Origin of the sequence: Klenkia soli (assembly GCF_900103975.1) — a bacterium.
Lineage (GTDB): Bacteria > Actinomycetota > Actinomycetes > Mycobacteriales > Geodermatophilaceae > Klenkia > Klenkia soli.
Genome location: NZ_FNIR01000016.1, coordinates 56,954 through 83,407 on the forward strand (window position 1 = coordinate 56,954; position 26,454 = coordinate 83,407).

At 74.4% G+C, this 26,454-nt stretch carries 28 protein-coding genes; 19 read left to right on the forward strand and 9 right to left on the reverse strand.

From position 1 onward, the window contains the following. Window positions 1-53: 53 nt before the first annotated feature. The 4 genes from BLS67_RS21105 (at window position 54) to BLS67_RS21120 (ending at window position 5,810) form a co-directional block, all read left to right on the forward strand. Window positions 54-1,334, forward strand: a complete 1,281-nt coding sequence (locus BLS67_RS21105; protein ID WP_341350153.1) for an RNA polymerase sigma factor — start codon at window positions 54-56, stop codon at window positions 1,332-1,334. A gap of 300 nt (window positions 1,335-1,634) precedes the next feature. Continuing rightward, window positions 1,635-1,850, forward strand: coding sequence for a DUF7455 domain-containing protein (locus BLS67_RS21110; protein WP_091249585.1), 216 nt, complete (start codon window positions 1,635-1,637; stop codon window positions 1,848-1,850). 421 nt (window positions 1,851-2,271) lie between these two features. Beyond that, window positions 2,272-4,605, forward strand: a complete 2,334-nt coding sequence (locus tag BLS67_RS21115; protein WP_131801815.1) for a VanW family protein — start codon at window positions 2,272-2,274, stop codon at window positions 4,603-4,605. Window positions 4,606-4,661: 56 nt separating this feature from the next. Then, window positions 4,662-5,810, forward strand: a complete 1,149-nt coding sequence (locus BLS67_RS21120) for a YihY/virulence factor BrkB family protein (RefSeq protein WP_091249588.1) — start codon at window positions 4,662-4,664, stop codon at window positions 5,808-5,810. Window position 5,811: 1 nt separating this feature from the next. Here BLS67_RS21120 and BLS67_RS21125 read toward each other — a convergent pair whose 3' ends face one another. From BLS67_RS21125 to BLS67_RS21135, 3 genes are read right to left on the reverse strand one after another with little or no spacing between them, the layout of a single operon-like run. Next, window positions 5,812-6,036, reverse strand: coding sequence for a DUF3039 domain-containing protein (locus tag BLS67_RS21125; protein WP_091249592.1), 225 nt, complete (start codon window positions 6,034-6,036; stop codon window positions 5,812-5,814). Next, window positions 6,033-6,374 carry a DUF3099 domain-containing protein gene (locus BLS67_RS21130; RefSeq protein ID WP_423221516.1) on the reverse strand — a complete coding sequence of 114 codons (342 nt, stop codon included), beginning with the start codon at window positions 6,372-6,374 and terminating at the stop codon, window positions 6,033-6,035. The genes BLS67_RS21125 and BLS67_RS21130 overlap by 4 nt, the downstream gene beginning before the upstream one ends. A 58-nt stretch (window positions 6,375-6,432) precedes the next feature. Beyond that, window positions 6,433-7,017, reverse strand: coding sequence for an HhH-GPD-type base excision DNA repair protein (locus tag BLS67_RS21135; protein WP_091249597.1), 585 nt, complete (start codon window positions 7,015-7,017; stop codon window positions 6,433-6,435). Window positions 7,018-7,188: 171 nt separating this feature from the next. Between BLS67_RS21135 and BLS67_RS21140 the strand changes: the two genes are divergently transcribed. From BLS67_RS21140 to BLS67_RS21170, 8 genes are all read left to right on the forward strand, one after another. Then, window positions 7,189-8,088, forward strand: coding sequence for an aminoglycoside phosphotransferase family protein (locus BLS67_RS21140; protein ID WP_165617681.1), 900 nt, complete (start codon window positions 7,189-7,191; stop codon window positions 8,086-8,088). Window positions 8,089-8,315: 227 nt separating this feature from the next. Further along, window positions 8,316-8,825, forward strand: coding sequence for a SigE family RNA polymerase sigma factor (locus tag BLS67_RS21145; RefSeq protein ID WP_091249691.1), 510 nt, complete (start codon window positions 8,316-8,318; stop codon window positions 8,823-8,825). Next, complete coding sequence (locus BLS67_RS24850; RefSeq protein ID WP_091249602.1) at window positions 8,818-9,258, forward strand: hypothetical protein; 441 nt, start codon at window positions 8,818-8,820, stop codon at window positions 9,256-9,258. The genes BLS67_RS21145 and BLS67_RS24850 overlap by 8 nt, the downstream gene beginning before the upstream one ends. An 84-nt stretch (window positions 9,259-9,342) precedes the next feature. Next, window positions 9,343-9,714 (forward strand): LPXTG cell wall anchor domain-containing protein, encoded by a 372-nt coding sequence (locus BLS67_RS23310; protein ID WP_109504775.1) that lies wholly within the window; start codon window positions 9,343-9,345, stop codon window positions 9,712-9,714. Then, on the forward strand, window positions 9,711-10,364 hold the full coding sequence (locus BLS67_RS21155; protein WP_165617682.1) for a class F sortase: 654 nt from the start codon (window positions 9,711-9,713) through the stop codon (window positions 10,362-10,364). The genes BLS67_RS23310 and BLS67_RS21155 overlap by 4 nt, the downstream gene beginning before the upstream one ends. A 119-nt stretch (window positions 10,365-10,483) precedes the next feature. After that, window positions 10,484-10,915, forward strand: coding sequence for a D-aminoacyl-tRNA deacylase (dtd, locus tag BLS67_RS21160; RefSeq protein ID WP_091249607.1), 432 nt, complete (start codon window positions 10,484-10,486; stop codon window positions 10,913-10,915). Window positions 10,916-11,156: 241 nt separating this feature from the next. After that, window positions 11,157-12,140, forward strand: coding sequence for an RNA polymerase sigma factor SigB (gene sigB / locus BLS67_RS21165; protein WP_091249609.1), 984 nt, complete (start codon window positions 11,157-11,159; stop codon window positions 12,138-12,140). A 144-nt stretch (window positions 12,141-12,284) separates the two neighbouring features. Beyond that, entirely contained in the window at window positions 12,285-12,953 is a 669-nt protein-coding gene (locus BLS67_RS21170) for a DUF1345 domain-containing protein (RefSeq protein ID WP_091249611.1), read from the forward strand. A gap of 3 nt (window positions 12,954-12,956) precedes the next feature. Here the strand turns inward: BLS67_RS21170 and BLS67_RS21175 are convergent, their stop codons facing one another. Together BLS67_RS21175 and BLS67_RS21180 are read right to left on the reverse strand one after the other, a co-directional pair. Then, window positions 12,957-15,656 carry a bifunctional acetate--CoA ligase family protein/GNAT family N-acetyltransferase gene (locus BLS67_RS21175; protein ID WP_242654253.1) on the reverse strand — a complete coding sequence of 900 codons (2,700 nt, stop codon included), beginning with the start codon at window positions 15,654-15,656 and terminating at the stop codon, window positions 12,957-12,959. Further along, the gene (locus tag BLS67_RS21180) at window positions 15,649-16,833 is read right to left on the reverse strand and encodes an acetoin utilization protein AcuC (protein ID WP_091249616.1); all 1,185 of its coding nucleotides are present in this window, start codon (window positions 16,831-16,833) and stop codon (window positions 15,649-15,651) included. Before BLS67_RS21180 ends, BLS67_RS21175 begins: the two co-directional genes overlap by 8 nt. A gap of 137 nt (window positions 16,834-16,970) precedes the next feature. On the opposite strand from BLS67_RS21180, the gene BLS67_RS21185 reads away from it, so the two are divergent. Beyond that, window positions 16,971-17,666 carry an iron-dependent transcriptional repressor DtxR gene (locus tag BLS67_RS21185; protein ID WP_091249619.1) on the forward strand — a complete coding sequence of 232 codons (696 nt, stop codon included), beginning with the start codon at window positions 16,971-16,973 and terminating at the stop codon, window positions 17,664-17,666. A 41-nt stretch (window positions 17,667-17,707) separates the two neighbouring features. Further along, entirely contained in the window at window positions 17,708-19,729 is a 2,022-nt protein-coding gene (locus BLS67_RS21190; protein WP_242654254.1) for a S9 family peptidase, read from the forward strand. Here BLS67_RS21190 and BLS67_RS21195 read toward each other — a convergent pair. The 3 genes from BLS67_RS21195 to BLS67_RS21205 all read right to left on the reverse strand — a co-directional run bounded on the left by BLS67_RS21195 (window position 19,709) and on the right by BLS67_RS21205 (window position 22,413). Continuing rightward, complete coding sequence (locus BLS67_RS21195; RefSeq protein ID WP_091249621.1) at window positions 19,709-20,824, reverse strand: DUF4192 domain-containing protein; 1,116 nt, start codon at window positions 20,822-20,824, stop codon at window positions 19,709-19,711. The two genes, BLS67_RS21190 and BLS67_RS21195, sit on opposite strands and share 21 nt — an antisense overlap. Before the next feature lie 105 nt (window positions 20,825-20,929). Continuing rightward, window positions 20,930-21,673: a hypothetical protein gene (locus BLS67_RS21200; protein ID WP_131801812.1), complete on the reverse strand. Its 744-nt coding sequence runs from the start codon at window positions 21,671-21,673 to the stop codon at window positions 20,930-20,932. Between the two features lie 35 nt (window positions 21,674-21,708). Then, window positions 21,709-22,413, reverse strand: a complete 705-nt coding sequence (locus BLS67_RS21205) for a hypothetical protein (RefSeq protein WP_091249628.1) — start codon at window positions 22,411-22,413, stop codon at window positions 21,709-21,711. A 57-nt stretch (window positions 22,414-22,470) separates the two neighbouring features. Here BLS67_RS21205 and BLS67_RS21210 point away from each other — a divergent pair, with 57 nt between their 5' ends. Genes BLS67_RS21210 through BLS67_RS21225 form a run of 4 tightly spaced genes read left to right on the forward strand, consistent with a single transcriptional unit; the run spans window position 22,471 to window position 25,689 of the window. Then, entirely contained in the window at window positions 22,471-23,688 is a 1,218-nt protein-coding gene (locus BLS67_RS21210; RefSeq protein ID WP_091249632.1) for a glycosyltransferase family 4 protein, read from the forward strand. Further along, entirely contained in the window at window positions 23,682-24,395 is a 714-nt protein-coding gene (locus BLS67_RS21215; RefSeq protein ID WP_091249636.1) for a class I SAM-dependent methyltransferase, read from the forward strand. The genes BLS67_RS21210 and BLS67_RS21215 overlap by 7 nt, the downstream gene beginning before the upstream one ends. After that, window positions 24,392-25,417, forward strand: a complete 1,026-nt coding sequence (locus BLS67_RS21220; RefSeq protein ID WP_242654255.1) for a prenyltransferase — start codon at window positions 24,392-24,394, stop codon at window positions 25,415-25,417. Before BLS67_RS21215 ends, BLS67_RS21220 begins: the two co-directional genes overlap by 4 nt. Then, the gene (locus tag BLS67_RS21225) at window positions 25,414-25,689 is read left to right on the forward strand and encodes a hypothetical protein (RefSeq protein ID WP_091249639.1); all 276 of its coding nucleotides are present in this window, start codon (window positions 25,414-25,416) and stop codon (window positions 25,687-25,689) included. Before BLS67_RS21220 ends, BLS67_RS21225 begins: the two co-directional genes overlap by 4 nt. 46 nt (window positions 25,690-25,735) lie before the next feature. Here the strand turns inward: BLS67_RS21225 and BLS67_RS21230 are convergent, their stop codons facing one another. Beyond that, window positions 25,736-26,068, reverse strand: a complete 333-nt coding sequence (locus BLS67_RS21230) for a TraR/DksA family transcriptional regulator (RefSeq protein ID WP_091249644.1) — start codon at window positions 26,066-26,068, stop codon at window positions 25,736-25,738. Between the two features lie 141 nt (window positions 26,069-26,209). Here BLS67_RS21230 and BLS67_RS21235 point away from each other — a divergent pair. Continuing rightward, window positions 26,210-26,454 (forward strand): hypothetical protein (locus BLS67_RS21235; protein WP_131801813.1); only part of this gene is annotated, 245 nt, incomplete at its 3' end.

Here is a 26,454-nt window from a genome sequence, read left to right on the forward strand (position 1 = left end):
CACCGGCTCAGGCCGGCACCGGGGTTCGCACCGCAGCACGGGAAGGAACACGAGTGCCCGCCGCCAAGTCCAGCCCCGAGGCCCGAGAGTCCGGCACCGCCCCCGTGCCGCGGAGGGCGGCGGCGAAGCGCACCCCCCGCGCCAAGCCCACCATCGAGCCCTCCCCCGGCCAGGAGGGCACCGGCGCCACGGTGCTCACCGCCGTCGCCAGCGAGGACAGCACCGTCGCCGTGGTGGCCGGCAAGACCGGCCTCGTGCTCGACGAGTCCGCCGTCGTCGGCACCGACGGACCGGCCGAGGCCGAGGAGAAGGACGACGAGGCCACCGCCGGCCCCGGCGGCACCGAGTTCGAGTGGGACGACGAGGAGGAGTCCGAGGCGCTCCGCAAGGCCCGCAAGGACGCCGAGCTCACCGCCTCCGCCGACTCCGTCCGCGCCTACCTCAAGCAGATCGGCAAGGTGGCCCTGCTCAACGCCGAGGAGGAGGTCGACCTCGCCAAGCGCATCGAGGCCGGCCTCTACGGCTCCGAGCGGCTGCGCGCGGTCGAGGAGCAGGGCACCAAGCTCACCCCGCAGATGCGCCGCGACCTGAACTGGATCGTGCGCGACGGCGAGCGGGCCAAGAACCACCTGCTCGAGGCCAACCTCCGCTTGGTCGTGTCGCTGGCCAAGCGCTACACCGGCCGCGGCATGGCGTTCCTGGACCTGATCCAGGAGGGCAACCTGGGCCTGATCCGTGCGGTCGAGAAGTTCGACTACACCAAGGGCTACAAGTTCTCGACCTACGCCACGTGGTGGATCCGCCAGGCCATCACCCGCGCCATGGCCGACCAGGCGCGCACCATCCGCATCCCGGTGCACATGGTCGAGGTCATCAACAAGCTGGGCCGCATCCAGCGCGAGCTGCTCCAGGACCTGGGCCGCGAGCCCACGCCCGAGGAGCTCGCCAAGGAGATGGACATCACCCCCGAGAAGGTGCTGGAGATCCAGCAGTACGCCCGGGAGCCCATCAGCCTCGACCAGAACATCGGCGACGAGGGCGACAGCCAGCTCGGCGACTTCATCGAGGACTCCGAGGCCGTCGTCGCCGTCGACGCCGTCAGCTTCACCCTCATGCAGGACCAGCTGAGCACCGTGCTGCAGACGTTGAGCGAGCGCGAGGCCGGCGTCGTCCGGCTGCGCTTCGGCCTCACCGACGGCCAGCCGCGCACCCTGGACGAGATCGGCCAGGTCTACGGCGTGACCCGCGAGCGGATCCGCCAGATCGAGTCCAAGACCATGAGCAAGCTCCGCCACCCGTCGCGGTCCCAGGTCCTCCGCGACTACCTCGACTGAAGGCCGGGTCCCGTCACGTTCTCATCACATGTGGTCGCCTGACCGGTACGGGGAGGATTGACGGCGGCATCGCGGGGGCATCGGTTGTAGCGTGGAGCCGTCCAGAGAGCAGCGGAACCACGTACCACCGAACGATCCAGTGCGATCCCTGCTCACCCGCTCCACCACCAGGTCCACGAACCACTCGGCGCGTCGAGGGGCAACTGGGCCGGATCGGGAACACCGGGGGTCATCCTGGCGCTGTGCAGGAGGCCGATCCGCGAACGCGGGTCCGTGCGGTAGAGAGCGAGTGATGACCAGATGACCCAGACCCTGACGACGAGCCCCCCCACCGATGACCTGGTCGTTCCCTTCCACTGCGACCGTTGCGGTGCGCTGGCCAAGGTCCGGGTCGTGCTCGCGAGCGGCAGCGACCTCGTGTTCTGCGGGCACCACGCCCGCGAGTACGACGCCAAGCTCCGCGACATCGCCGTCGACATCATCGACACCGACAGCGAGCAGCCCGCCCACGCCTGACCGAGACGTTATCGTCGCGAGCAGCGACGGTCCGATCACCTGATGCCGCCGCCGGCGCCGTCCCCCGACCGGGGGCCGGGGTCCGGCGGCGGTGTCGTGCTCGGGGCCCGTCACCCGCCGGACGGACAGCGAGCGTGAACCACCGATGAGCGACGAGACCCCCCGCCCCGACGCGGAGGACACCCGCCCTCAGCCTCAGGTCGAGGGTGAGAGTGCGCCCGCCGACCGCACCGAGCGCCTCCAGCCCGACGGCACCGTGGGGTCCGGCCGACCGGTCGCTCCCGAGGGCGTGGCGCGACCACGGCCGCCGGCCCCCGGGTGGGGCGACCAGGCACCGCACCCGGCCACGTCGCGCCCCACCACGCCGCGCCCCGCGGCACCCCAGCCGGTCGCGGTCGTCCCCCCGGGCCAGCCCCTGCCGATGACGCCCCGCCGCCGCGCGGCCGACGAGGGGACCCCGGAGCCGGTGCCCGCCGACGAGGCGCCCACCGGCAAGCTGCCCGCCGCCCGGGACACCGAGCCCGAGACCACCGAGCCCGAGACCGCCGAGCCCGAGACCGGCGAGCCCGAGACCGCCGGGCCTGCGGCGCCCGAGCCCACGAACGCCCAGCTCGATGCCCCTGCACCCGAGGCCGTCGGCGCGGCCCCGGACGAGACGAGCACCGAGGCCCCGGCCGCGGACGAGGGAGACGTCCACCCCGACGACCCCACCGACCTCGAGCAGACCGCGGTCGTGCCGGTGGCCGTCGTGCCCGCCGACGTCTTCGACGACCCGGCCCCCCGGACGTCGGAGGACCAGCAGGCCGCTCCCGGGGCCGACGAGGCCGACGACCACGGTGGTGCCCCCACCGCGGTCGCCGACCTGCCGCCGGTCCACGACGACGCCGGGTCCACCACCGGCCAGGCACCGCCGGCCGGTGCCGGTGGTCGCACCGGTCCCCTGGTCGGCCCCACCGATCGGCCTACCCGCAGTCGGTGGCGCCGTCCGGCCGTCCTGGTCCCGGCGGGGCTGCTCCTGCTCTGCGGCCTCGCCTACGGTGCCGACCTGCTCGTGGCCGGCGACGACGTCCCCCGCAACACCGTGGTGGCCGGGGTCGAGATCGGCGGGCTGTCCCCCGCGGACGCCGCCGACCTGCTGTCCTCGGAGCTCGCCCCCCGGGTCACCGCCGACCACGTGCTGGTCGCCGACGACGTCCAGGGCACCCTCTCCCCCGCCACCGCGGGCATCACCCTCGACGTCGAGGGCACCGTGCAGGCCGCCTCCGGTCAGCCGCTGAACCCGTGGACCCGGCTGGTGTCGTTGTTCGACGAGCGCGAGGTGCAGCCGGTCATCACCGGTGACGAGACCGCGCTCACCGCCCAGCTCGACGCCTTCGCCGAGACCGTGGACCGGGCACCGGTCGACGCCGGGATCACGCTGGACGGCACCACGGCCACCGTCGTCCCGCCGGTCACCGGCCGCCAGCTCGACCGCACGGCCGCCGCCGACGCGGTGACCACGGCCCTCGCCTCCGGGGGCGACCCGTCGACGCCGATCGACCTCCCCGTGGACACCGTCGACGTGCAGGTCGACGAGGCCGCCGCGCAGCAGACGCTGGACGACGTGGTCACCCCGGCCCTGGCGGCCCCCGTCACCGTCGCCGGGGACGACGGCACCTCGGCCGAGCTGTCGCCCGAGGGCATCGCGAGCGCGCTGGTGTTCACCGCGGGCGACGGCGGCAGCCTCGACGTCACCCTCGACCCGGGCGCGCTGCAGACCGCCCTGGGCGACCAGCTCGGCGAGTTCGGCACCCCCGCGCAGGACGCCCGATTCCAGATCAGCGGCGACTCCATCGCCGTCGTCCCCTCGGTGGACGGCACGGGTGTCGACCCCACCGCCCTGGCCCAGTCGCTGCTGCCCGTGCTGCGGGAGGCCGCGCCGCGCGAGGTCACCGCCAGCCTCGGCGCGGTGCCGGCGGACTTCACCACCGACGAGGCGAACGCGCTGGGCATCGTCGAGCCGATCAGCTCGTTCACCACCAACTTCACCAACGGCGCCAGCGGCACCAACATCCGCGTGGTGGCCGAGTTCGTCGACGGCGCCGTGGTGCAGCCCGGCGAGACGTTCAGCCTGAACGGCTACACCGGCCCGCGCGGCGAGGCACAGGGCTACGTGCCCGCCGGCGTCATCAACAACGGCGAGTTCACCCAGGCCGTGGGTGGTGGCATCAGCCAGTTCGCCACGACGATGTTCAACGCCGTCTTCTTCGCCGGGCTCGAGGACGTCTACCACAAGCCGCACAGCTACTACATCAGCCGCTACCCCGCCGGCCGCGAGGCCACCGTCTACTACGACTCGATCGACCTGCAGTGGAAGAACGACAGCCCGACCGGCGTCTACGTGCAGACCCAGTGGGTGGCCGGTGGCTCCATCACGGTGACCTTCTGGGGCACCAAGCGCTACGAGATCGAGTCCAGCAGCAGCGACCGGTACAACGTGCGCACCCCGGTCGTGCAGGAGAAGCCCGACGACGGCAGCTGCAACCCCCAGGCCGGCGCGAACGGGTTCGACATCACGGTGACCCGGATCTTCGAGGACCCGACCACCGGCGAGCAGCTGCGCACGGAGGACTTCCAGACCCGGTACGCCGCCGAGCCGGTCATCCGCTGCGTGCCGGTGGGCGACCCCGCCGCGCCGTCCACCGCACCGGGTTCGCCCGCCCAGCCCACCGGTCGCCGCCCCTCTCGGGTCGGCCGGCCCTGGCGCGCAGCCTGACCCCATCGGGTGGGCGTGTCGACACGCCGGACCCGCCGCTCCGGCACACTGGCTCCGTGGCCACCGTCCTGCCCTCGGGCTCACCGGCATCCGCCGGTGACCTGGCGGCGAGCCGCGGTGCGTCCGGCGACGACGACCCGACCCGCGACGACGAGCCGGTCGGCCCCGAGGGCACCGCGGTCCCGGTGGCCGACGACGACCCCGCCCGGGACGTCGACCCACCCGCCGCCCGCCCCGGCTGGCGCCCCGGCGAGGTCGTGGCCCGGTTGCCCGCGGTGCTGCGGGTGCCGCTGCAGGTGCTGGGCCGCACCGTCGCCAAGGCGTGGCACGACCGCATCCTGGGGCTGTCCGCCGAGGCGTCGTTCTGGCAGGTGCTCTCGGTCCCGCCGCTGCTGATCGGGCTGCTCGGGTCGCTGGGCTACCTGGGGTCGTTCATCGGGCAGGACTCCGTCACCGAGATCGAGGCCCGGCTGGTGCAGCTGGCCTCGGAGGGGCTCACCGACACCGTCGTCCAGACGTTGGTGCAACCGACGCTGACCGACATCCTGGGCTCGGGCCGGTTGGACGTCGTGAGCGTCGGCTTCGTGCTGTCGCTCTGGGCCGGGTCATCGGCCACGGCGACCTTCATGAACACCACGGTCATCGCCTACGACCAGCGCGACGTCCGGGGGCCGATCCGCACCCGGCTGATGGCCCTGGGCCTGTTCGTCGTGGCGCTGGTCGTCGCGGTGCTCTCGCTGCCGCTGCTGGTGCTGGGGCGCACCTCCCTGGTGGCCCTGCTGCCCACCGACTTCCAGGGCACCGCCACCGTGCTGGTGAACGCGGTCTACTGGCCGCTGGTGCTGGTCGTGCTCGTGCTGGCGCTCACGAGCTTCTACCACGTCACCCTGCCGAGGCGGCTGCCCTGGCTGCGGCACCTGCTGGGCGCGGCCTTCGCCGCCGGGTTCTTCATCTCCGCTGCGCTGGTGCTGCGCACCTACGTGGCCGACGTGCTGACCACGGCGCTGCCCTACGGGGCGCTGGCGGCGCCGATCGCCGCGCTGCTGTTCTGCTTCTTCCTGGGCATGGCCATCCTGCTCGGCGCCGAGCTGAACGCGACCGTGGAGGCGCGCTGGCCAGCGGGCCAGCGGCGGCACGACCGCCGTCGCCGCCGCCGCCGCGCCGCCAAGATCGAGCTCGAGGCCCGCAAGCTGGGCCTCCGTTAGCTCACTTCTTGAGCTGGGCGTAGACCTCTTTGCAGGGCTCGCAGACCGGGCTGCCAGGCTTCGGGCTCTTGGTGACCGGGAAGACCTCGCCGCACAGGGCCTCGACCATCGTGCCCATGACGGCGCTCTCGGCGATCTGGTTCTTCTTCACGTAGTGGAAGACCTCGGGCGGCTGCGAGGTGGTGTCTTCGCGGACGTCCGGGCGTTCCAGGGTCTCGGTGCTCACGGCTCCGAGTCTATGACCCGTCCGTGGCTGGCCCGGCTCTCCAGGATGCGGTCCGGCGCGGGCACCCGGTAGCGGTTGACGGCCAGCTTCTTCTTCGGCGGCCGGTCGTTGGCCATCACCACGGCGATCCACGGCAGCACCGTGCCCAGGACGGCGAAGACCGCCATCAGCCAGACGGTCTGGTAGAACGCCGCGGCCAGCAGCAGGCTGACCATGCGGATCAGCATCGTGATGACGTACCGCTTCTTCCGCGCCGCGTGCTGATCACCCAGGCTGGGCTGCGCCTCGGTGATGAGCACCGGCTCGTTGCGGGGGGATGGCTCCCGGCTCGACGTCACGACCGCCATGGTGCCACCGCGCGGGGTCGGGGCGGCGGGCCCGGCAGGAAATCTCGTTTCAGCTGCTGGAGCTGGCTTTCGCAGCGGCCTTGGCCTGCTGCTTGAACGCCCGCACCTCGGCCAGGCTGGTCGGGTCCACGACGTCGGCCACCGAGCGGCGGGCGCCGTCCGTGCCGTAGTCGCCGGCTGCTTCGCGCCAGCCCGACGGCGTCACCCCGTACTGCTTGCCCAGCAGCGCGACGAGGATCTTCGCCTTCTGCGCCCCGAACCCGGGCAGCTCGCCGATCCGCTTCAGCAACGTGGCGCCGTCCGGGACGTCGGCCCACAGCTGCTCGGCCCGACCGTCGTAGCGCTCCACCAGCAGCCGGCACACGGCCTGGGTGCGCTCGGCCATGGAGCCGGGGTAGCGGTGCACGGCGGGCGGGCCGGCGAAGGCGGCCTTGAGCGCCTCGGGGTCGGTCTCGGCGATCGCCGGCGCGGACAGGGTCTGGACCCCGAGCCGTTCGGCGAGCAGCGCCGGGCCGGCGAACGCGCGCTCCATCGGGAACTGCTGGTCCAGCAGCATGCCGAGGAGGAGGGCGAGCGGGTCGCGGCTCAGCAGCTCATCCGCGGCCAGGTCCTGGGCGATGCGAAGGGTCGGCACGGCGGCAGTGTTCCCTACCCGGAACCAGCGGGGGGCGACCGCCCGTGCCGCCCGGGTGCCGGCACCGCAGAACAGCCGTCACCTGCTGGTGCGGCAGCGCTGGCCGACGAGCGGGCCATCAGGTGTCCTGCAGCTGACTGCTCGCGCGCCGCGGGACCTAGGCTCGGGGAGGTGGACCTGGGAGTCGATCGTGCCCGCGCCATCCTGCTGGACGCCCTCGGGCGGGACCCCGGACCCGTGCAGGCCGTCGACAGCCTCTCGCAGTCGGTCTTCCTCGGTGCTGACGTCGTGCTGAAGGTGAGCACCAGCGCCGAGCAGGGCGGACGGCTCGACCGGGAGACCGGTCTGCTGCCGCACCTGCCGCAGGGGTTGACCGCCCCGCTCCTCGCTGCGGGGACCGCCGACCTGGGCGGGACCACGATCCGCTACGCGTGCCAGACCCGGGTTCCGGGGAGCGCTCCCGGCATCGATCTGCCGACGGCCGACGAGACCAGCGTCCGGCGATGGGCGGTGCAGGCGATCGGGATGCTCGACCTGCTGCACGGCTGGCAGCCCGACGACGACGCCGGGCGGATCCTCGGCGACGGGGTCGACGACGGCAGCTTCGCCGGGCGCGCCCCGCTCGAGCAGGACATCGACGCACTCTCGGCGACAGGCATCCTGTCGGACCGGACGGTCGACGGGCTCGCCGCGGTGGCGGCGCGGGCGCCGCGACGACGACGGTCCGACGTGCCGGTGCACGCCGACTGCCACTGGGGCAACTGGCTGGTGCACGGACGGGACGTCACGGCGCTGCTGGACTTCGAGTGGGCCCGGTGGGGTGACCCGGTCGACGACTGGTTCTTCCTGATCCGGTTCAGCGGGGCCTTCCGGTCGGCGGTCCTCGCCGAGGTGGTCGGGGCGAGCGGTCTCCCGGAGGAGGACTTCCGGGCGGGGTGCGAGCACCGCGAGGCCGCCCACCTGGTGTCCGACCTGCTGCAGGCCTCGGCGTACGGGGACGAGGGAGCACCGGGCGGCGGTCGATCCCTCCTCGAGCTCGACGAGGTCGTGCGGGGCTCCTGGTGGGCCTGACACCGACGGCACGTGTGCTCCTGGGTGGGTGAGCGCAGGGTGGCCGCACCTCGCCGGGAGCGCGGCCCATCACCGGAGGTGGGACGTCGGCGGTCCCGACGGTGGTCGCTGCAACGGATCGCGGACCCGGGACGTGGGATCACCGACGAGGACCACCAGGTCGACGCGCAGGAGAGGACGGCGAGCCATCGGTGGCGTGGACCCAGGCGGAGGACAGCACACCGGCGGTGACCGGACCGGCCGACTTCGACGCGTTCGTCCGTGCCCACCACGTGGGCCTGGTGAGGTACGCCGTGCTGCTGTGCGGCTCCCGCGCGCAGGCCGAGGACATCGTGCACGACGTGCTCACCCGGGTGTACCCCCGCTGGGCGGACATCACCGACCGCCCCGGCAGCGTGCTGGCCTACGTCCGCCGGGCGGTCACCAACGAGCACGTCTCCTGGCGCCGCCGCTGGTCCACCCGCACCACCGTGCTGGTCGACGACCTCACCCACCTCGACGGACCCACCCCGGCAGCTCCTGCGGTGGACGACCAGCTGTGGCACCGCCTGCCAGGGTTGCCGGCCCGGCAACGCGCCGCCCTCGTCCTGCGCTACTACGAGGACCTCGACGACGACGAGATCGCTGAGTGCCTGGCCTGCCGGCCGGGCACCGTGCGCTCGTTGGTCAGCCGCGGCCTGGCCACGCTGCGGGCAGCCGACGACATCCATCTGCTGAGGGGATCCGGGGATGACTGACCCGCTCGAGGACGCACTGAGGCAGCTGCTCCACCGCCGGGCCCAGGAGGTCGACACCGGCCCGCCCGTGCGCCCGCTGGACCTGCCGGGGCGGCGGTCCGCTCCGTCGCCACGCACGGAGCGGACGTGGCTGGCTGCGGTCGGCAGCGTCGCCGCGGTCGTGGCCATCACCGTCGGTGCGGTCATCGGGCTGCGCGCTCTCCCCGGCGCCCCCTCACCTGCAGGACCCGCCTCGCCGCAGTCCTCGACGACCGACCGGCCCATCCCGACACCCCCGGCGACGGCGACCCTCGTCCCCGTACCGGCCGAGCCGACCGTCGACGGCACGGACGTCTCCACCACCACCAGCGGGACGGTCACCGTCCCGACACCGGGGCAGCCCGGACCTGGCACGGGAGCCGTGCCCGAGCCGGCTCCGACGGCCACCGGCTGAGCGACGGCAACGGATCCCGGGGGTGCCGCGTGGTGTGGGCACGGTCCACCGCCCCGGTGGTGCCGATGATCCCGAGGAGCCCTCATGTCCAGCCCCCTCCTGCGCGTCACCGCCCCCCGGACCGCGATCACCACGGCCCTCGCCCTCGGCGTGCTGGCGGTCGGGGGCGCGACCAGCGCCGCGCTGGCCGACGACACCACCCAGCCGACCGTGAGCCCCGCCGTCACCACCGCCGTCACCACTGCCGCCCCCACCGCGGAGACCACGCCCGGCCCGGTCCCCGCCGAGGTCACCGCCGTGCCCGTCCCGGCCACCGGGGCCACGACCAGCCCCGTCCACGTCGATGCCGGCGGCGGGTCGACTGGGGACGACACCCTCTGGTTGGCCCTGGGCGGAACGGGGGCGGTCCTCGCCGTCGCCGGTGCCGGTCTGGGTCTCGTCCGCCGCCGGGCGTGATCCGACCGACCCGGGGGACCGCCGCTGCTGCCTGCCTGTGCGCAGCGGCGGCGGCCCTGGTCGCGGCCGCCGCCGGCCTCGGTCTGACCCCGGCCGTGCCGCCCGACATCTCGCCACCGGCCGCGGAGACGGTCAGCACCGGCACCTCGCCCCAGGTGGGCGTCGGGCCCGGCTCCGGTGGCGCACCGCCGAGCGCGACGGCGCCCGTCTGGCTGCCGGAGGACGGGACCCTCGTCGCCGAGGAGCACGGGCTGCAGGCCCCGGTGGACCAGGTGCAGCTGACCGGGCAGGACCTGCACGTCCCCGAGGACCCGCGCCGAGTCGGTTGGTGGACCGGGAGCGCCGTGCCCGGCAGCACCCACGGCACCGTCGTCGTCGACGGCCACGTGAACTTCGACGGCGTCACCGGCGCCCTCGCGGTCCTGCCGGACATGAGCCCCGGCGACCACGTCGAGCTGCGGTCGGGGACCGCGGTCATCGGCTACACCGTGCAGAGCGTGCGGACCTACCGCAAGGACGACGGCCTGCCGGCCGATCTGTTCACCACCGACGGCCCGCCCCGGTTGGCGCTGATCACCTGCGGCGGTCGCTACGACCCGGAGCGGCACGGCTACGAGGACAACGTCGTCGCCATCGCCGTCCCCGCGTGACCCGCCACCGGGGACCAGGATGATCGACGTGGCCGTGCACAGGTCCGTGTCGGTCGACGGTCCCGGGTAGTCGCCAGCCGATCCAGCACCTCCGCCACCGCGGCGGCAGGATCGGTGCCGTGCGAGCAGTGGTGACCCGGGTCCGCAGCGCGTCGGTGACCGTGGAGGGCGAGGTGGTCGGCGCGATCGACCGCGGACTGCTCGCCCTGGTCGGGGTCGCCCGCACCGACACCGCGGACACCGCCCGCGAGCTGGCCCGCAAGATCCACGAGCTGCGCATCTTCCCCGGGGACGACGCCGAGCTGTCGGCGGCCGACCTCGGCCTGCCGGTGCTGGTGGTCAGCCAGTTCACGTTGCAGGGCGACACCCGCAGGGGCCGGCGTCCCTCCTGGACGGCGGCCGCGCCCGGGCCGGACGCCGAACCCCTGGTCGAGGCCGTGGTGGCCGAGCTCCGCGCCCGCGGCGCCGAGGTGGCCACCGGGGTGTTCGGTGCGTCGATGCAGGTCGCCTCGGTCAACGACGGCCCGTTCACCCTGCTCCTCGACGTCTGAACCACACGCCTGTGAGTAACCGGGCGCTCACCGGGTAGCCCGGACCTGGCAGCAACCTGTGTGACGGAACGGTCAGGAACACCAGAGGTGGTCCCAGCCGTTGGACAGGACGTACCACACGGGACCACGGGTCCCGCGGAGGCCACCGGCGATCCCGGACCCTCCGGCACCGAAGACGCCCGGGTGACGGCCAGCACGACCGGCGGCCATCCGACCCCAGAGGCAAGGACGAAGACACACCGTGACGCTGACGCAGTCCTCCCCCACCGACACCCTGAGCGTGCGCGCCCCGCGCCGCGCGCCCGACACCAGCGGCCTCGTGTCCACGGACCTGGTCCGCGTCTACCTCAACACCATCGGCAAGACCGCACTGCTCACCGCCGAGCAGGAGGTGGAGCTCGCCAAGCGCATCGAGGCCGGGCTCTACGCCGGTCGCCTGCTGGCCGAGAAGAAGCTGACCCCCGCCGTGAAGCGCGACTACACGCTGCTCGCCGCGGACGGCAAGGCCGCCAAGCAGCACCTCCTCGAGGCCAACCTGCGCCTGGTGGTGTCCGTGGCCAAGCGCTACACCGGCCACGGCATGACGTTCCTGGACCTCATCCAGGAGGGCAACGTCGGCCTGATCCGCGCGGTCGAGAAGTTCGACTACGCCAAGGGCTTCAAGTTCTCCACCTACGCGACCTGGTGGATCCGGCAGGCCATCACCCGGGCCATGGCCGACAGCGGCCGCACCATCCGGCTGCCCGTCCACCTGGCCGAGCAGGTCAACAAGGTGGTCCGCACGCGCCGCCGCATGCACCAGGAGCTCGAGCGCGAGCCCACCGCCGAGGAGCTCGGCCTGGAGCTCGACCTCACCGAGGAGCGGGTCACCGAGCTGCTCGAGTACAGCCGCGACCTGGTCTCCCTCGACCAGACCGTCGGCGCCGACGAGGACTCCCGCCTCGGTGACTTCATCGAGGACTCCGACGCCGCCGTGGCCGAGGACGCCGTCGCCTTCCAGATGATGAAGGGCGACGTCCGCACGGTGCTCGGCACGCTGGAGGACCGCGAGCGCGACGTCGTCATCATGCGGTTCGGCCTGGACGGCGAGCAGCCCCGCACGCTCGAGCAGATCGGCAAGCGCTTCGGCCTCTCCCGCGAGCGGGTGCGGCAGATCGAGCGCGAGACGATGAGCAAGCTGCGCGCCCCCGACCGCGCCGACGCGCTGCGGGACTATCTCGGATAGTCGCGCTCCGCGCTCCGACCGCGGCCAGGTGACGTCCCCCGGCGGCGTTGAGCCGTTCGTCCTGATCCCTCAGGGAGGGCCCTCGTACCTCGGGACCTCCGTCGGGATCAGGGTGTTCGGGTCGAGCCGGGCAGGATCTGCGGCATGAGCGATGCGCATGTGCCTGCCTGGCTGCGGCGCACCCCGGGTGAGCACCGGTGGCCGGCGACGGTGGCCGTGGTCGGGACCATCGGGTTGCAGCTCGTGCTGCCCGACCGGTTCGCGCCGCAGGTGGGGCTGCTGCTGCCGGCCGCGCAGCTGGTGCTGCTGGTAGGGCTGGTGATCGCGAACCCGCTGCGGATCGACCGGGAGTCCACCGTCATCCGGTGGCTGGCACTGGGCCTGCTGGGGTTGGTCGTGCTGTCGACCGGGTGGTCGGCGGTGCTGCTGGTGCGCGAGCTGGTCTCGGGCCAGGAGGTCGCCGCGACCACCCTGCTCGCGGCCGGCGCCGGCATCTGGCTGACCACCGTGCTCACCTTCGCGCTGGTGTTCTGGGAGCTGGACCGGGGTGGTCCGGCTGCCCGGGCCGCCGGCGGCCAGGAGCACCCCGACTTCGTCTTCGCCCAGATGCAGACCCCCGGCCTGGCGCCGGCGGACTGGGAGCCGCGGTTCGGCGACTACCTGTACCTGGCGTTCACCAACGCCACCGCGTTCAGCCCCACCGACGTCCTGCCGCTCACCCGCGGCGCCAAGGCGGTCATGGCCGCGGAGTCCACGATCACCCTGGTCGTCGTCCTGCTGGTGCTGGCGCGGGCGGTCAACGTCCTCGGGTGAGGGTCAGGTGCTGAACATGCGGCGGGGGCCGGGGTCGACCCTGGCCGTGGGTGCCCCCACCCGCACCGCGGCGCCGGCCACCACCAGCGAGCGGCCGCCGTGCCACGGGTCGGCCGGGCCCACGATCACCGGCTCCAACGACAGCGCCAGCACCTCGGGCAGGTCGTCGGCCAGCCGGGCGATACGCAGCAGGAGGTCCTCCAGCGCCGCGACGTCGACCGGCTCGCTGCCCCGGTAGCCGTCCAGCAGCGGCCAGGCGCGGGGCTCGCGGACCATCTCGTGGGCATCGGTGTCGGTCAGCGGCAGCGTGCGGAACGCCCGGTCACCGAGCAGGTCGGTGGCCACACCGCCGACCCCGAAGCTGACCAGCGCGCCGAAGGACGGGTCGTCGACCACCTGGACCACGGTGCTCACGCCCGGGGCCGCCATCTCCTGCACGATCACCGGGTCGTCGGACGGGATCGCCTCGAACCCGGCCCGCACGTCATCGGCGTCGCGCAGGTCCAGCCGCGTGCCGCCGAGGTCCGAGCGGTGCCGCAGCCACGGGGCGGTGGACTTGAGCACCACCGGGTAGCCGACCTCCTCGGCCGCGGCGACCGCGGCCTCGGCGTCGGCGGCCCGGCGGGTGCGCAGCAGCGGCACCCCGTAGGCGCCCAGCAGCGCGATGACCTCGTCGTCGGTGAGCTCGCGCCCCCCGCCCTCGGCCAGGGCGCCCACCACGACCTCGCGGGCAGCGGCCTCGTCCACGCCCTCGAGCTCGGGCACCGTGCCGACCGGACGGCGGCGCCACGCCGCGTACTCCGACACCCGGGCCAGCGCGATCACCGCCCGCTCGGGGGTGGAGAACGACGGCACCGACCCGCGGGCAGGCATGCCGTCCTCGCCGCGGACCACGAGCTCGTCGGGGATGCCGTCGGCGGACAGGAAGTTGGCGACCACCGGCTTCTCCGCGGCGGCCGAGATCTCGCGCAGCACCCGGGCGAACGGGGCGGTGTCGTGCACCAGCGCCGGCAGGTAGACCGCGATCACGGCGTCGACGCCGTCGTCGTCCAGCGCGGCGGTCAGCGCCTCGCGCAGCTGCTCGGGCGGGGCGGCGGTGCCGATGTCGACCGGGCGCTCGTGGGCCAGCTGCAACCCCTGCTCGAGGACGGCGTCGGCGACCAGCACGCCCACCGCCGTCGAGTTGCCCACGATGGCCACTCGGGCGCCGGCCGGCAGCGGCTGGTGCGCCAGCAGGGTGCCGACGTCGAACAGCTCGGCCAGGGTCTGCACGCGGATGACCCCGGCGGAGGCGAACAGCGCGGCTACCGACTCCTCGGTCACCGCGACGCTGGTGCCGGCCAACCCGGCGGTCATGCCCACGTGCCGGCCGCTCTTCACCGCGACCACCGGCTTGGTGCGGCCCACCCGGCGGGCCAGGCGGGCGAACTTGCGCGGGTTGCCGAAGCTCTCCAGGTGCAGCAGCACGACCTCGGTGGCCGGGTCGGTGGCCCAGTACTGCAGCATGTCGTTGCCGCTGACGTCGGCCCGGTTGCCCGCCGACACGAAGCTGGACAGGCCGATGCCGCGGTTGCTGGCCCGCTCGAGCAGCATCACGCCCAGCGCGCCGGACTGCGCGAAGAAGCCCATGCGGCCGCGGCCGGGCACTCGCGGGGCGAGGCTGGCGTTCAGGCCGACCGCGGGATCGGTGTTGACCAGGCCCAGGCAGTTGGGCCCGACCACCCGCATGCCCGAGGCGCGGGCCGAGGCCACGAACGCCCGCTCGGCCGCCCGCCCCTCGGGGCCCGTCTCGCCGAAGCCGCCGGAGATGACCACCAGGCCCTTCACCCGCTTGCGGCGGCAGGCCTCGACCACGCCGGGCACCTCGGTGGCCGGCACGGTGAGGACGGCGAGGTCGACGTCGTCCGGGATGTCCTCGATCGTGGCGTGCGCCGGCACCCCGGCGACGTGCCGCACGGCGGGGTTCACCGGGTAGATCGGCCCGGCGAACCCGGCGTCCAGCAGGTGCCGCAGCACCGCGTGGCCGATCTTGCCGCTGTCGCTGCTGGCCCCGACGACGGCCACGGACTGCGGGTTGAGCAGCCGGCCGATCGACCGGGACTCGCTGCGCTGCTCGCGCTCGTAGGTGACGGCCAGGGCCTGCTCGGTGGGCGCGATCGGGAAGGTGAGGTGGACGACGCCGTCCTCGTAGGAGCGCCGGGCCTCGTAGCCGGCGTCCAGGAACACCCGGACCATGCCTGAGTTCTGGCTGAGCACCTCGGCGACGAACCGGGTGATGCCCCGCTCGCGGGCGGCGGCGGCCAGGTGCTCGAGCAGCACCGAGCCCAGGCCGCGGCGCTGGTGGGCGTCCTCGACGAGGAAGGCGACCTCGGCGTCGTCGGTGCCGGGGTAGCGGTCGTAGCGCCCGACTCCGACCAGCTCCTCGCCCAGGAGGACGACGAAGGCGACCCGGTGGTCGTGGTCGACGTGGGTGAACCGGTGCAGGTCCTTGTCGGACAGCCGCTTCATCGGCCCGAAGAACCGGTAGTACCGGGTCTGGTCGGAGCTGCGCTCCATGAGCCCGACGATGCCGTCGGCGTCCTCGGGCGTGATCGGCCGCAGGTGCACGGTGCCGCCGTCGGCCGCCACGACGTCGGCCTCCCACCCGGGCGGGGGCACCGAGTGGTCGGGCATCGTCGGATCGGGCTTGGGCGCTTCAGTCACGGGGGTCGTCCGGGTCGAGGCCGAACAGCGGGTAGGCGGCGTTGCGGGTGCGGGTGATCGCCCGGTCGACCCGGTTCTCGGTGAAGGGGTCCCAGTGCTGGAAGCCGGTCCAGCCGCCCTCGGTCATCGAACCCGGCGGCTCGATACGCAGGCCCTTCGCCAGCACGTCCTGCGCCCAGGAGTCGGGGATCGCGGTGCCCGGCGGCACCGGGGTGCCGGCCGCCTCGGCGATCAGGTGGGTCCAGGCCCGCGGCACGCAGCGGACCAGCCCGTACCCGCCGCCGCCCAGCGTCAGCCAGCGGCCCTCGCTGACCTCGTGGGCCAGTTCGTGCATGGCCTTGTAGGCCGCGCGCTGGCCGTCGACGGTGAGCCCGAGGTCGGCCATCGGGTCCTCGTGGTGGGTGTCGCAGCCGCACTGGGTGACCAGGATCTGCGGCGAGAACGCCCGCACCACCCCGGGGACGACGGCGTGGAACGCGCGCAGCCAGCCGGAGTCGTCGGTGCCGTTGGGCAGGGCCAGGTTCACCGCCGAGCCCGGTGCCTTCACGGGGTCGCCGGTCTCCTCGGCGTAGCCGGTGCCCGGGAACAGCGTCAGCGGCGTCTGGTGGATGCTCACCGTCAGCACCCGGGGGTCGCTCCAGAACGCGGCCTGCACGCCGTCGCCGTGGTGCACGTCCAGGTCGACGTAGGCGATGCGCTCGTAGCCCTGGCCGAGCAGCCAGGCGATGGCGATCGCGGCGTCGTTGAACACGCAGAACCCGCTGGCGGCATCGCGCAGGGCGTGGTGCATGCCGCCGGCGATGTTCACCGCGTGCTGGGCCCTGCCCTCGTGGATCAGCCTGGCGGCGGTGACCGAACCACCGGCGATCAGGGCCGAGGACTCGTAGATGCCGTCGAACACCGGGTTGTCGGCGGTGCCCAGGCCGTGGCCGACGCCGGCGGGGTCCGACGGCGCCCGGCGGACGGCGGCCAGGTACTCGGGGTCGTGGACGAGGGTGAGCAGGTCCTCCCCCGCCGTCTCGGGCCGGACGACCTCGATCCGCGGGCCCGACAGCACCCCGAGGGTGTCGGCCAGCCGCATCGTGAGGTCCAGCCGCACGGGGTGCATCGGGTGGTCCCCGCCCCAGGTGTAGCCGAGGTAGGCGTCGTCCCAGACGACGCTGACGGCGTCGCTCATCGTGTCGTCCCCGGAGCCGGCCTCATCGCCTGTTCACCGGGTCGACGCTACCGCCCGGCCGGGGTCGTCGCGCCCCGTCGGGGTGGCGGACCACCCGTAGGCTGGGCGCAGACCCCTGCACGGAGGAGCCTGCTGCTGTGAACGACCTCATCGACACCACCGAGATGTACCTGCGCACGATCTTCGAGCTCGAGGAGGAGGGCATCACCCCTCTCCGCGCCCGCATCGCCGAGCGCCTGCACCAGAGCGGCCCCACGGTCTCCCAGACCGTGGCCCGCATGGAGCGCGACGGCCTGCTGAGCGTCGAGGGCGACCGCCACCTGGCGCTGTCCGACGAGGGCCGCGCGCTGGCCACCGCCGTCATGCGCAAGCACCGCCTGGCCGAGTGCCTGCTCGTGGACGTCATCGGCCTGGACTACGCCGACGTGCACGAGGAGGCCTGCCGCTGGGAGCACGTGATGAGCGAGGCGGTCGAGCGCAAGCTGCTCACGCTGCTGGGCAACCCGCAGGTCTCGCCGTTCGGCAACCCCATCCCTGGTCTGGCAGCTCTGGGCGCGGCGACCACCGACCAGCAGGACACCCTGACCCTGCTGTCGACGTCGGCCACGGCCGAGGGTGCGCCGGTGGTCATCCGCCGCATCAGCGAGCAGCTGCAGGAGGACACCCAGCTGCTGCGCTCGCTGGCCGACCAGGGCGTGCGGCCGGGCATGACCGTGCGCGCCGCGCTGGTCAACGGCTCGGTGAGCATCGACGGGTCGGTGCTGGCGCCGGGTGTCGCCCAGCACGTGTTCGTCTCGCCCGCCGAGGAGCCCGTGCCGGTCGCCGCCGGCTGATCGTTCGCCGGGCTCACGACCTGGTCACTAGGGTGGGTGGTGTGACCGACACCCCCTTCGCCCGTCCGGCCGACGTCATGGCCCTCCCCCGCCTCGGTGGGCTGGCCCTCTCCCCGGACGGGCGGCGGTTGGTCACGTCGGTGGCCGCGCTCGCGCCCGACCGGAAGACCTGGCGCACCGCCCTGTGGGAGGTCGACCCGACCGGTCGGCGCGACGCCCGTCAGCTGACCCGTAGCGCACCGGGTGAGTCCGCGCCCGTCTTCACGCCGGACGGCACGCTGCTGTTCACCTCGGCCCGCCCGGACCCCGACGCCGGCAAGGACGCCGGGGAGCCCAAGCCCGCGCTGTGGGCACTGGCGGCCGAGGGCGGCGAGGCCCGGCTGGTGCTGGGCCGCAAGAACGGCATCGGCGGCATCACCGTGGCGGCCGATAGCGGGGACGTCGTCGTCCTCGCCTCGACCACGCCGGGCGCCGAGGACGACGAGGCCGACGCCGCCCGCCGCGACGCGCGGAAGGACGCCGGGGTCACCGCGATCCTGCACGAGAGCTACCCGGTGCGGTACTGGGACCACGACCTGGGCCCGACCGTGCCGCACGCCTTCTGGGTGGGTCAGCTGCCGGTCGAGGGCACCGCACCCGACTGGCGCGACCTCACCCCCGACGCGGGCCCGCCGAACGGGGCGGGGTCCGACGTCGCACTCTCCCCCGACGGCCGGTGGCTGGCCCGCGCCGAGGAGGTCGCCGATCCCCGGGCCTCGCGGCGCGGCCGGCTGGTGGTCACCGACACCGCCAGCGGTGAGACCCGGGTGCTGGTCGACGACCCGGCCGCCGACGTCGGGTCGCCGGCCTGGTCGCCGGACTCGGCGCGATTGGTGTGCACCCGCGAGTCCGAGACCACCCAGGCGGAGCCGCCGGACTACACGCTGCTGCTGGTCGACGTCGGCTCGGGGGCGGTCACCGACCTCACCGAAGGCTTCGACCGCTGGCCGTCGGCGCCGCAGTTCGACGCCGAGGGCGGCGCGGTGTACTTCCTGGCCGACGACGACGGCCGGCACGCCGTGTTCCGGGTGGTCGAGGGCGGGGCCCCGGTCCGGCTGACCCGGGACGGCGCCTACTCCGACCTGCAGGTGGCCCGCGACGGCTCGGCGCTCTACGCCCTGCGGTCGGCCTTCGACCACCCGGCAGCGCCGGTGCGGCTGGACCCGCAGGCCACCGACCAGCAGCCCGAGCCGCTGCCGAACCCGGGCACGATCGCCGCGCTGCCCGGCACCCTGCGCGAGCTGCGGGCCACCGCCGCCGACGGCGTCGAGGTGCAGTCCTGGCTGGTGCTGCCCGAGGGCGCCTCCGCCGACTCCCCCGCGCCGTTGCTGCTGTGGATCCACGGCGGACCGCTGATGAGCTGGAACTCCTGGTCGTGGCGGTGGCTGCCGTGGGTCATGGCGGCCCAGGGGTACGCGGTGCTGCTGCCCAACCCGGCGCTGTCGCAGGGCTTCGGGCAGGAGTTCGTCCGGCGCGGCTGGGGCAGCTGGGGCGGGGCGCCCTACACCGACCTGATGGCCGCCACCGACGCCGCGGTCGAGCTGCCCGAGGTCGACGGCTCGCGCACCGCGGCGATGGGTGGCTCGTTCGGCGGCTACATGGCCAACTGGGTGGCCACGCAGACCGACCGGTTCGACGCGATCGTCACCCACGCCAGCCTGTGGCACCTGGACGGCTTCATCGGCGCCACCGACGCGGCGTTCTACTGGGAGAAGGAGTTCGGCGACCCGCTGACCGAGCCGGCCCGCTACGAGCAGAACTCGCCGCACCGCTACGCCGACGCGATCACCACCCCGGTGCTGGTCATCCACGGCGACAAGGACTACCGGGTGCCGATCGGCGAGGGCCTGCGGCTCTGGTACGACCTGCAGAAGCGCGGGGTGCCCTCGAAGTTCCTCTACTTCCCCGACGAGAACCACTGGGTGCTGACGCCGGGCAACGCCACGGTCTGGTACGAGACGGTGCTGGCGTTCCTGGCCGAGCACGTGCACGGCCGGGACTGGTCACGCCCCGAGCTGCTCTGACCGCGGCCGTGCCCAGCCGGCCAGCTCGCGCACGGCCGACGGCGGGAGCCCGGCGGTGAGCCCCTGCCGCAGGAGCTGGGCCAGGCGGTAGCCGGGCTGGCTGGCCAGGGCGCGGTCCAGGGCGACGCCGGCGGTCGTGCCGTCGCCGCGGGCCCACGCGGTGGCCGCCAGCAGCGTGGCGGGGGCGGCGTCCAGCGGGGCGGGCAGCCGGCGGACCAGCTCGGTCCACAGCGCCTCGGCGGCTGCCGCGGTCGGTCCCGCGCCCAGGGCCAGCGCCTGGTCCCGGACCTCGGTCTCGGTCAGCGCCCAGCCCAGCCGGGCGACCGCCTCGTCCGTCAGGTGGCGGCCGGCCGCCACGGCGCCCTGCACCAGGCGCCACGACTCGGCGGCGACCGCCTCCCACCCGAGGCGGTGCAGGGCCTCGGCCTGGCCCGCCCCCACCACCGAGCAGGCCCGGCCCATCGCCAACGCGGCCACGCCGGTGGCGGGGGCCAGCCGGGCGACCAGCTCGGCGCGGTCGGCCGCGACCACCCGGCCGTCGACGACCGAGGCCACGGCCAGCGCCGACGTGCCACCGGGGAGCGGGCGCCCGGCGCCCGGGTCGCAGCAGGGGTCGGCGCAGTCGTAGTCCCAGCACCGGCCACCGCGCACCAGCAGGGCCGCCAGCAGCGGCACACCGGCGTCGGCCAGCACCCCGCCCACCGCCCGCACCACACCCCGGCCGGGCAGGTCGGCCCCGGCGGTGCGCAGCAGGCGCAGGCCGACCGGGTCCAGGGCGTGCAGGGGGACGTCGGACAACGCGTCGAGGTCCACCTCGGCCGGCACGTCGGACGCCTCGGTGACCACCAGGGCGACGACGGCGGCCGGCGGCTCGGGACCCAGGCGGGCGACCACGTCCGTCGCCAGGGCCGAGGCGTCGTCGGGGCCGGGCAGGTCGACCCGCAGGGTCACGCCCACCCGGGTGGCCCGGCTCCCGGTCAGCGCGACCAGGACCAGGGACTCCTCGGGCACGAAGCCCAGCAGCTGCGGCAGCGCCGCGGCGAGCTCGGGGCCGGTGTCGAGCCGGACGGCGGTGCAGGGTTGCTCGTTCTCCATGCCGTCGACCCTGGTGGCGCGGGGCGGTCCCCGGGGCCGCCGCGCGCAGGTTGTGGACGGACCCCCGGCGTGTGGACGGCGGGCGGCAGCGGCGTCCCGGTCCTGCTAGTCCAGCTGGTCGGCCTGGTAGTCGTAGGCCTGCTGCACCAGGTCGGTGAAGGCGGCGGTGTCCGTGCTGCCGCCGATGCTGGTGCTGAGCACCGTGAGCAGGCGGTCGCCGTCCACGGCCACCGCGATGAGCGCGGGGATGGTGAGCTGGGAGCCGTCGGGGCCGGTCACCGACGTCGTGTACGACAGCCCGGCCGAGCCGTCGCCGAGGGCCGGCACGTCCAGCGCGCTGAACGTGATGGTCGCCGTCCCGATCTCGGGTGAGGTGAGGGTCGCCTGCGGGCAGGTCGCGACGGACGCGGCCAGGTCGGCGACCGGGTCACCCGGGGCCCCGACGGTGAGCAGCTGGACGACGACGCTCGTCCCGCTCGTCGCGGTCTGGGCGGCGAAGTCCTCGAGGTCCTCGACCGAGGGCTGGCTCTGCTGGATCGCCTGGGCGCAGGCCTCGGGGGTGATGGTGACCCCGGCGAGGTCGGCGCCGACGGCGGCACCGGCGCGGACGTCGGCCTCGGTCACCGGCGACACCTGGGCACCCGCGCCGAAGGCGTCCTCCGGCAGCAGTCCGGCGGCCAGCCCGTCGGGGTCCTGGTCACCACCCTGGTCGCCGCCCGACCCGGACGACGAGGGGGCACCTGCGGTGGTCGGGGACGGCGACGCCGTCCCCTCCACCGTCGAGGTGCAGCCGGCCAGCAGGACCGTGGCTGCGGCGAGGACGACCGGGATGCGACGCGGGAGGCTCACGCCGCCCATCCGACCACGGATGCCCGCGGACCGCCTCAGCCCAGCGTGTCGGCGGCGTGCTCCTGGGCGGCGGCGAGCAGGGTGTCGAACGCGGCCTGGTCGGGCGCGGTGGTGCCGATGCTGCCGGTCGCCAGACCCAGCAGCCGGTCGCCGTCCGAGACCAGGCCCAGGAGCGCGGACCCGCCGGACACCGGACCGCCGGGCAGCGTGACCGTCAGGGGGACGACGGCGGCGTCGTCCCCCAGGTCGGGCCGGGTCACCGCGCCGAAGGTGACCACGGCCTGGCCCATCGCGGTGTCCACGGTGGCGGTCGGGCAGGCGGCGACGGCGTCGACGAGGGTGCCGACGGCGGTCTGCGCGGGCCCGCCGGTGGCCAGCAGCTCGGCGGTGCCGCCGAAGCCGGCGCGGGCGTACTGGCCGGCGACGTCGTCGACGTCGGCCGGGTCACCCAGCGCCGTGCGGGCGACCTGCAGGGCGTCGACGCAGGCCTGCGGGGTGACCGTGATCCGGCCCGGGTCGTGGGACGGCGCGGCGCCGAGGGCAGCGGCGAGGTCGTCGGCGGTGACCGCCGTGACGGTGGCGCCGGGCGCGAACTGGTCGGCGGGCAGCAACCCCTCGGCGAGCGCGGGCGCCTCCTGCGTGGCGGCGGCCGGGGCGACCGGCGTGTCGCCGGCGCCGCAGCCGGCGAGGAGCAGGGTGGTGGACGCGGCGGCGGCGAGCAGGAGCGGGGTGCGGCGCATCACCCCACGGTAGGCGCTCGCACGGGCCCGCGGGGGCCGCTGGTTAAGGTCCCCGGCATGGGACGGTCGCTGCGCATCGCACTGCTGTCCTACCGCTCCAAGCCGCACAGCGGCGGGCAGGGCGTCTACGTGCGGGCGCTGTCCCGCGAGCTGCGCGAGCTGGGCCACCGCGTCGAGGTGGTCAGCGGGCAGCCCTACCCGGTGCTGGACGACGGCGTCCCCCTCACCGAACTGCCCAGCCTGGACCTGTACCGCGAACCCGACCCGTTCCGCACCCCGGCCCTGCGGGAGTTCCGCGACTGGATCGACGTCGCCGAGTACGCCGCGATGTGCACCGCCGCCTTCCCCGAACCGCTCACCTTCTCCCTGCGGGCCGCCCGGTGGCTACGGGGCTCGGGGTTCGACATCGTCCACGACAACCAGTCGCTGGGCTGGGGCCTGCTGCGCACCGGCCTGCCCACCGTCGCCACCATCCACCACCCGGTGGCCGTCGACCGCGACATCGAGCTGGCCGCGGCCGGGTTCCGCCGCTCGCTGACCCTGCGCCGCTGGTACGCCTTCACCGGCATGCAGGCCCGCGTCGCCCGTCGGCTGCCGGCGATCACCACCGTCTCGGCGAGCTCGCAGCGGGACATCCAGCGGTTGATGGGGGTGCCGACCGACCGCGTCGAGGTGATCCCGGTGGGCATCGACCCGTCCGACTTCTCCCCGCCCAGCGGCCCGCGCGACGTCGACCACGTCGTCGTCACCACCTCCGCCGACGTCCCGCTGAAGGGGCTGGTCCCGCTGCTGGAGGCGATCGCCAAGCTGCGCACCGAGCGCGAGGTGCGGTTGACCGTCGTCGGCTCGGCGAAAGCCGGTGGCCTGGCGGCCACCGCCGTCGAGCGGCTCTCGCTGGCCGACGCCGTGACGTTCACCGGCCCGCTCCCCCAGGCCGACCTGGTCGGGTTGCTGCAGCGGGCGACGGCCGCCGTCGTCCCCTCCTTGTACGAGGGGTTCTCGCTGCCGGCGATCGAGGCCATGGCGTGCGCGACACCGCTGGTGACCACGGACGCCGGCGCGCTCCCCGAGGTGGTCGGCTCGCACGCCGCGGTGCAAGTGCCTGCGGGGGACGTCGACCGGCTGGCCGGGGCCCTCGCGCTCGTCCTGGACCACCGGGGTCTGCAGGAGCAGCTCGGCCGGGCCGGGCGCACCCGGGTGCTGGAGAACTTCACCTGGCGGTCGACCGCCGTCCGGACCGCCGACTGGTACGAGCAGGTGCTGGACGCGTGCTGACGATCGACTACGACCAACTCGACGTCCGGGCCGGGCACACCGTGCTGGACCTGGGCTGCGGCGAGGGCCGGCACGCCTTCGAGGCCTACCGCCGGGGCGCCTCCGTCGTCGCCGTCGACTGGGGCACCGACGAGGTGCGCACGACGCAGACCTGGCTCGGCGCGATCGAGGCCGCCGGCGAGGCGCCGGTGGGGGCCTCGGCGACGGCGGTGCGGGGCGACCTGCTGCACCTCCCGGTGCCGTCCGGGTCGGTGGACCGGGTGATCGCCTCGGAGGTGCTCGAGCACATCCCCGACGACGCGACCGCGTTCGCCGAGATCGCCCGGGTGCTCAAGCCCGGCGGGCGGGTCGCCGTCACCGTGCCCCGGTTCGGCCCCGAGGCCGTGTGCTGGGCGCTGTCGGACGACTACCACGCGAACGAGGGCGGCCACATCCGCATCTACCGGCAGACCGAGGTGCGGGCCCGGCTCGCCGCGGCCGGCCTCGTCCCGGGTGCCAGCCACCACGCGCACTCCCTGCACGCGCCCTACTGGTGGCTCAAGTGCGCCGTCGGCGTCGACCGCAACCCTGCGCCCGTGCGGGCCTACCACCGGTTGCTGGTCTGGGACCTGACCACGCGGCCGTGGGTGACCCGGGCGGCCGAGCGGGTGCTGGACCCGCTGATCGGCAAGAGCCTGGTGGTCTACGCGACCAAGCCCTGGTCGTGACGCTGCTGCCCGAGGTGCCCGGGGTCCTGTCCGGCGACGACGTCGCCGCGACCGTGGCCGCGATCGCCGCCGAGCAGTCGTCCGACGGGATGCTGCCGTGGTGGCGCGGCGGGGCCCTGGACGCCTGGGACTCCGTCGAGGCGGCCATGGCGCTGACCGCCGGTGGCCGGCCCGGTGCGGGCGCGGCGGCCCTGGACTGGTTGTGCGCCCGGCAGCTGCCCTCGGGCGGGTTCCCGTCGGAGTGGCGCGAGGGCGCGGTGACCGCGCCGGGGGTCGAGAGCAACCACGCCGGCTACCTCGCGGTCGGCGCCCTGCACCACGCACTGGTCACGGGGTCCCCCGGTGATCGCTGGTGGGGTCCGGTCTCGCGGGCGCTGGACCTGGTCTGCCGGATGCAGCTGCCTTCGGGGTCCATCGGCTGGGCGCTGCGCCCGGACGGCACGCCGGACGACGTCGCCCTGGTCACCGGCTCGTCGTCGCTGCTGCAGGCCCTGCGCTGCGGGTCGTCGCTGGCTGCCCTGGTCGGCGAGGACCGGCCTTCGTGGACGGCGGCGGCCGACGCGCTGCAGGCAGCGCTCTGCTCCCGGCCGGACGCGTTCGCCGACCGGGCCCGGTTCTCGATGGACTGGTACTACCCGGTGCTGGGCGGCGCGCTGACCGGGGCCGCCGCGGTGGACCGGCTGGCCGCCTCGTGGGACACCTTCGTCGTCCCCGGTCTCGGTGCGCGGTGCGTGGCCGACCGGCCGTGGGTGACCGGCGCGGAGACCTGCGAGCTCGCGATGGCGTTGGCCGTCGCCGGGCAGGTGGACGCCGCCACCGAGCAGCTGGCCGCGATGCAGCACCTGCGGGACGAGGACGGCGGCTACTGGACCGGCTACGTGTTCGCCGACGACGCGATCTGGCCGGTCGAGCGCACCACCTGGACGGCGGCCGCGGTCGTGCTGGCCGCCGACGCGCTCAGCGGCGCCACCCCCGGTGCGCAGTTGTTCACCGACCCGGCCGGGCTGCTGACCGAGCGGTGAGACGGGCCCTCGACTGGTTGCTGCGGGACCGGTCGTCGACGGACCGGCGATGGGTGGTGGCGCAGTGGCCGAACACCTCGGCGTGGGTGTTCCTGCTGCTCACCGGCCTGGGCCGCGTGGTGGGTGACGCGGCGTGGGTCTACGTCGGCACCCGGGTGGCGTTGGTGTGGTGGGCGGTCGACGAGCTGGTGCGCGGCGTGAACCCGTTCCGCCGCCTCCTGGGTGCGACCACCCTGGTGGTCGCCGCGATCGGGGTCGTGCAGCGGTTCTAGCTGCGACCTCGATCGACCTCACCGGCTGGCCGTGGTGCGGGGCGGCTCAGGCGTGGTCGATGCAGGTGCGGGCCGCCGGGCGGGCCTGCAGCCTCGCCTCGCCGATCGGCAGGCCGCAGACCTCGCAGCGGCCGTAGCTGCCGTCGGCCACCCGGGACACCGCGGCGTCGAGCTCGGCGAGCCGGGTGCGGGCCTGCTCGAGCACCGAGGCGAGCTGGGCGCGCTCGAACCCGATGGTCTGGCCCTCGGGGTCGTGCTCGTCGTCGGCGTTGGATCCCCGGGAGGCCTCGACGACTGCCTCGTAGTCGGCGGTGAGCGCCGCGATCTGGGCGCGGGTCTCGGTGCGGACCCGGCAGAGGATCTCCTCGGGGGCGGTCATCCTCCCATGGTGCCAAGCTGCTCCGACATTTCCTCCCGCCGTTGTGGACAGTCCGCTGACCTGTGCATTCAGGTAGTCGACGGTCGCGATGTGCGCTAGTATTCGTACAGGTGTTCGAACTAGGCGCGGAGGTGGTGCACGGTGGACCCGGTGGTGGTGGGCACCCGGTTCGGGCTGTCGTTGGGCATCGCGCAGGCGGAGGTGTTCGCCTCGGCTGCGGCGAAGGCTGCGGTGCTGGAGGCCGAGCGGGCCGCGCAGGTCGCCGCCGGTGTGCCAGTTGATCTGGTGCACCGGCCGATGCGGTTGTCCGAGCTGCTGGTCACCTCTGCCACGACCCGGGCCGGGGTGCAGGCGGTGCTGGCCGACGTGGCCGAGGCCCAGGCCGA

What these genes read in the sequence shown, in the direction of transcription:
- BLS67_RS21110 (WP_091249585.1), top strand. Translation starts at nt 1,635, where the DNA reads ATGACCCAGACCCTGACGACGAGCCCCCCCACCGATGACCTGGTCGTT.
- BLS67_RS21115 (WP_131801815.1), top strand. Translation starts at nt 2,272, where the DNA reads ATGACGCCCCGCCGCCGCGCGGCCGACGAGGGGACCCCGGAGCCGGTG.
- BLS67_RS24850 (WP_091249602.1), top strand. Translation starts at nt 8,818, where the DNA reads ATGACTGACCCGCTCGAGGACGCACTGAGGCAGCTGCTCCACCGCCGG.
- BLS67_RS23310 (WP_109504775.1), top strand. Translation starts at nt 9,343, where the DNA reads ATGTCCAGCCCCCTCCTGCGCGTCACCGCCCCCCGGACCGCGATCACC.
- BLS67_RS21170 (WP_091249611.1), top strand. Translation starts at nt 12,285, where the DNA reads ATGAGCGATGCGCATGTGCCTGCCTGGCTGCGGCGCACCCCGGGTGAG.
- BLS67_RS21180 (WP_091249616.1), bottom strand. Translation starts at nt 16,833, where the DNA reads ATGAGCGACGCCGTCAGCGTCGTCTGGGACGACGCCTACCTCGGCTAC.
- BLS67_RS21195 (WP_091249621.1), bottom strand. Translation starts at nt 20,824, where the DNA reads ATGGAGAACGAGCAACCCTGCACCGCCGTCCGGCTCGACACCGGCCCC.
- BLS67_RS21205 (WP_091249628.1), bottom strand. Translation starts at nt 22,413, where the DNA reads ATGCGCCGCACCCCGCTCCTGCTCGCCGCCGCCGCGTCCACCACCCTG.
- BLS67_RS21210 (WP_091249632.1), top strand. Translation starts at nt 22,471, where the DNA reads ATGGGACGGTCGCTGCGCATCGCACTGCTGTCCTACCGCTCCAAGCCG.
- BLS67_RS21230 (WP_091249644.1), bottom strand. Translation starts at nt 26,068, where the DNA reads ATGACCGCCCCCGAGGAGATCCTCTGCCGGGTCCGCACCGAGACCCGC.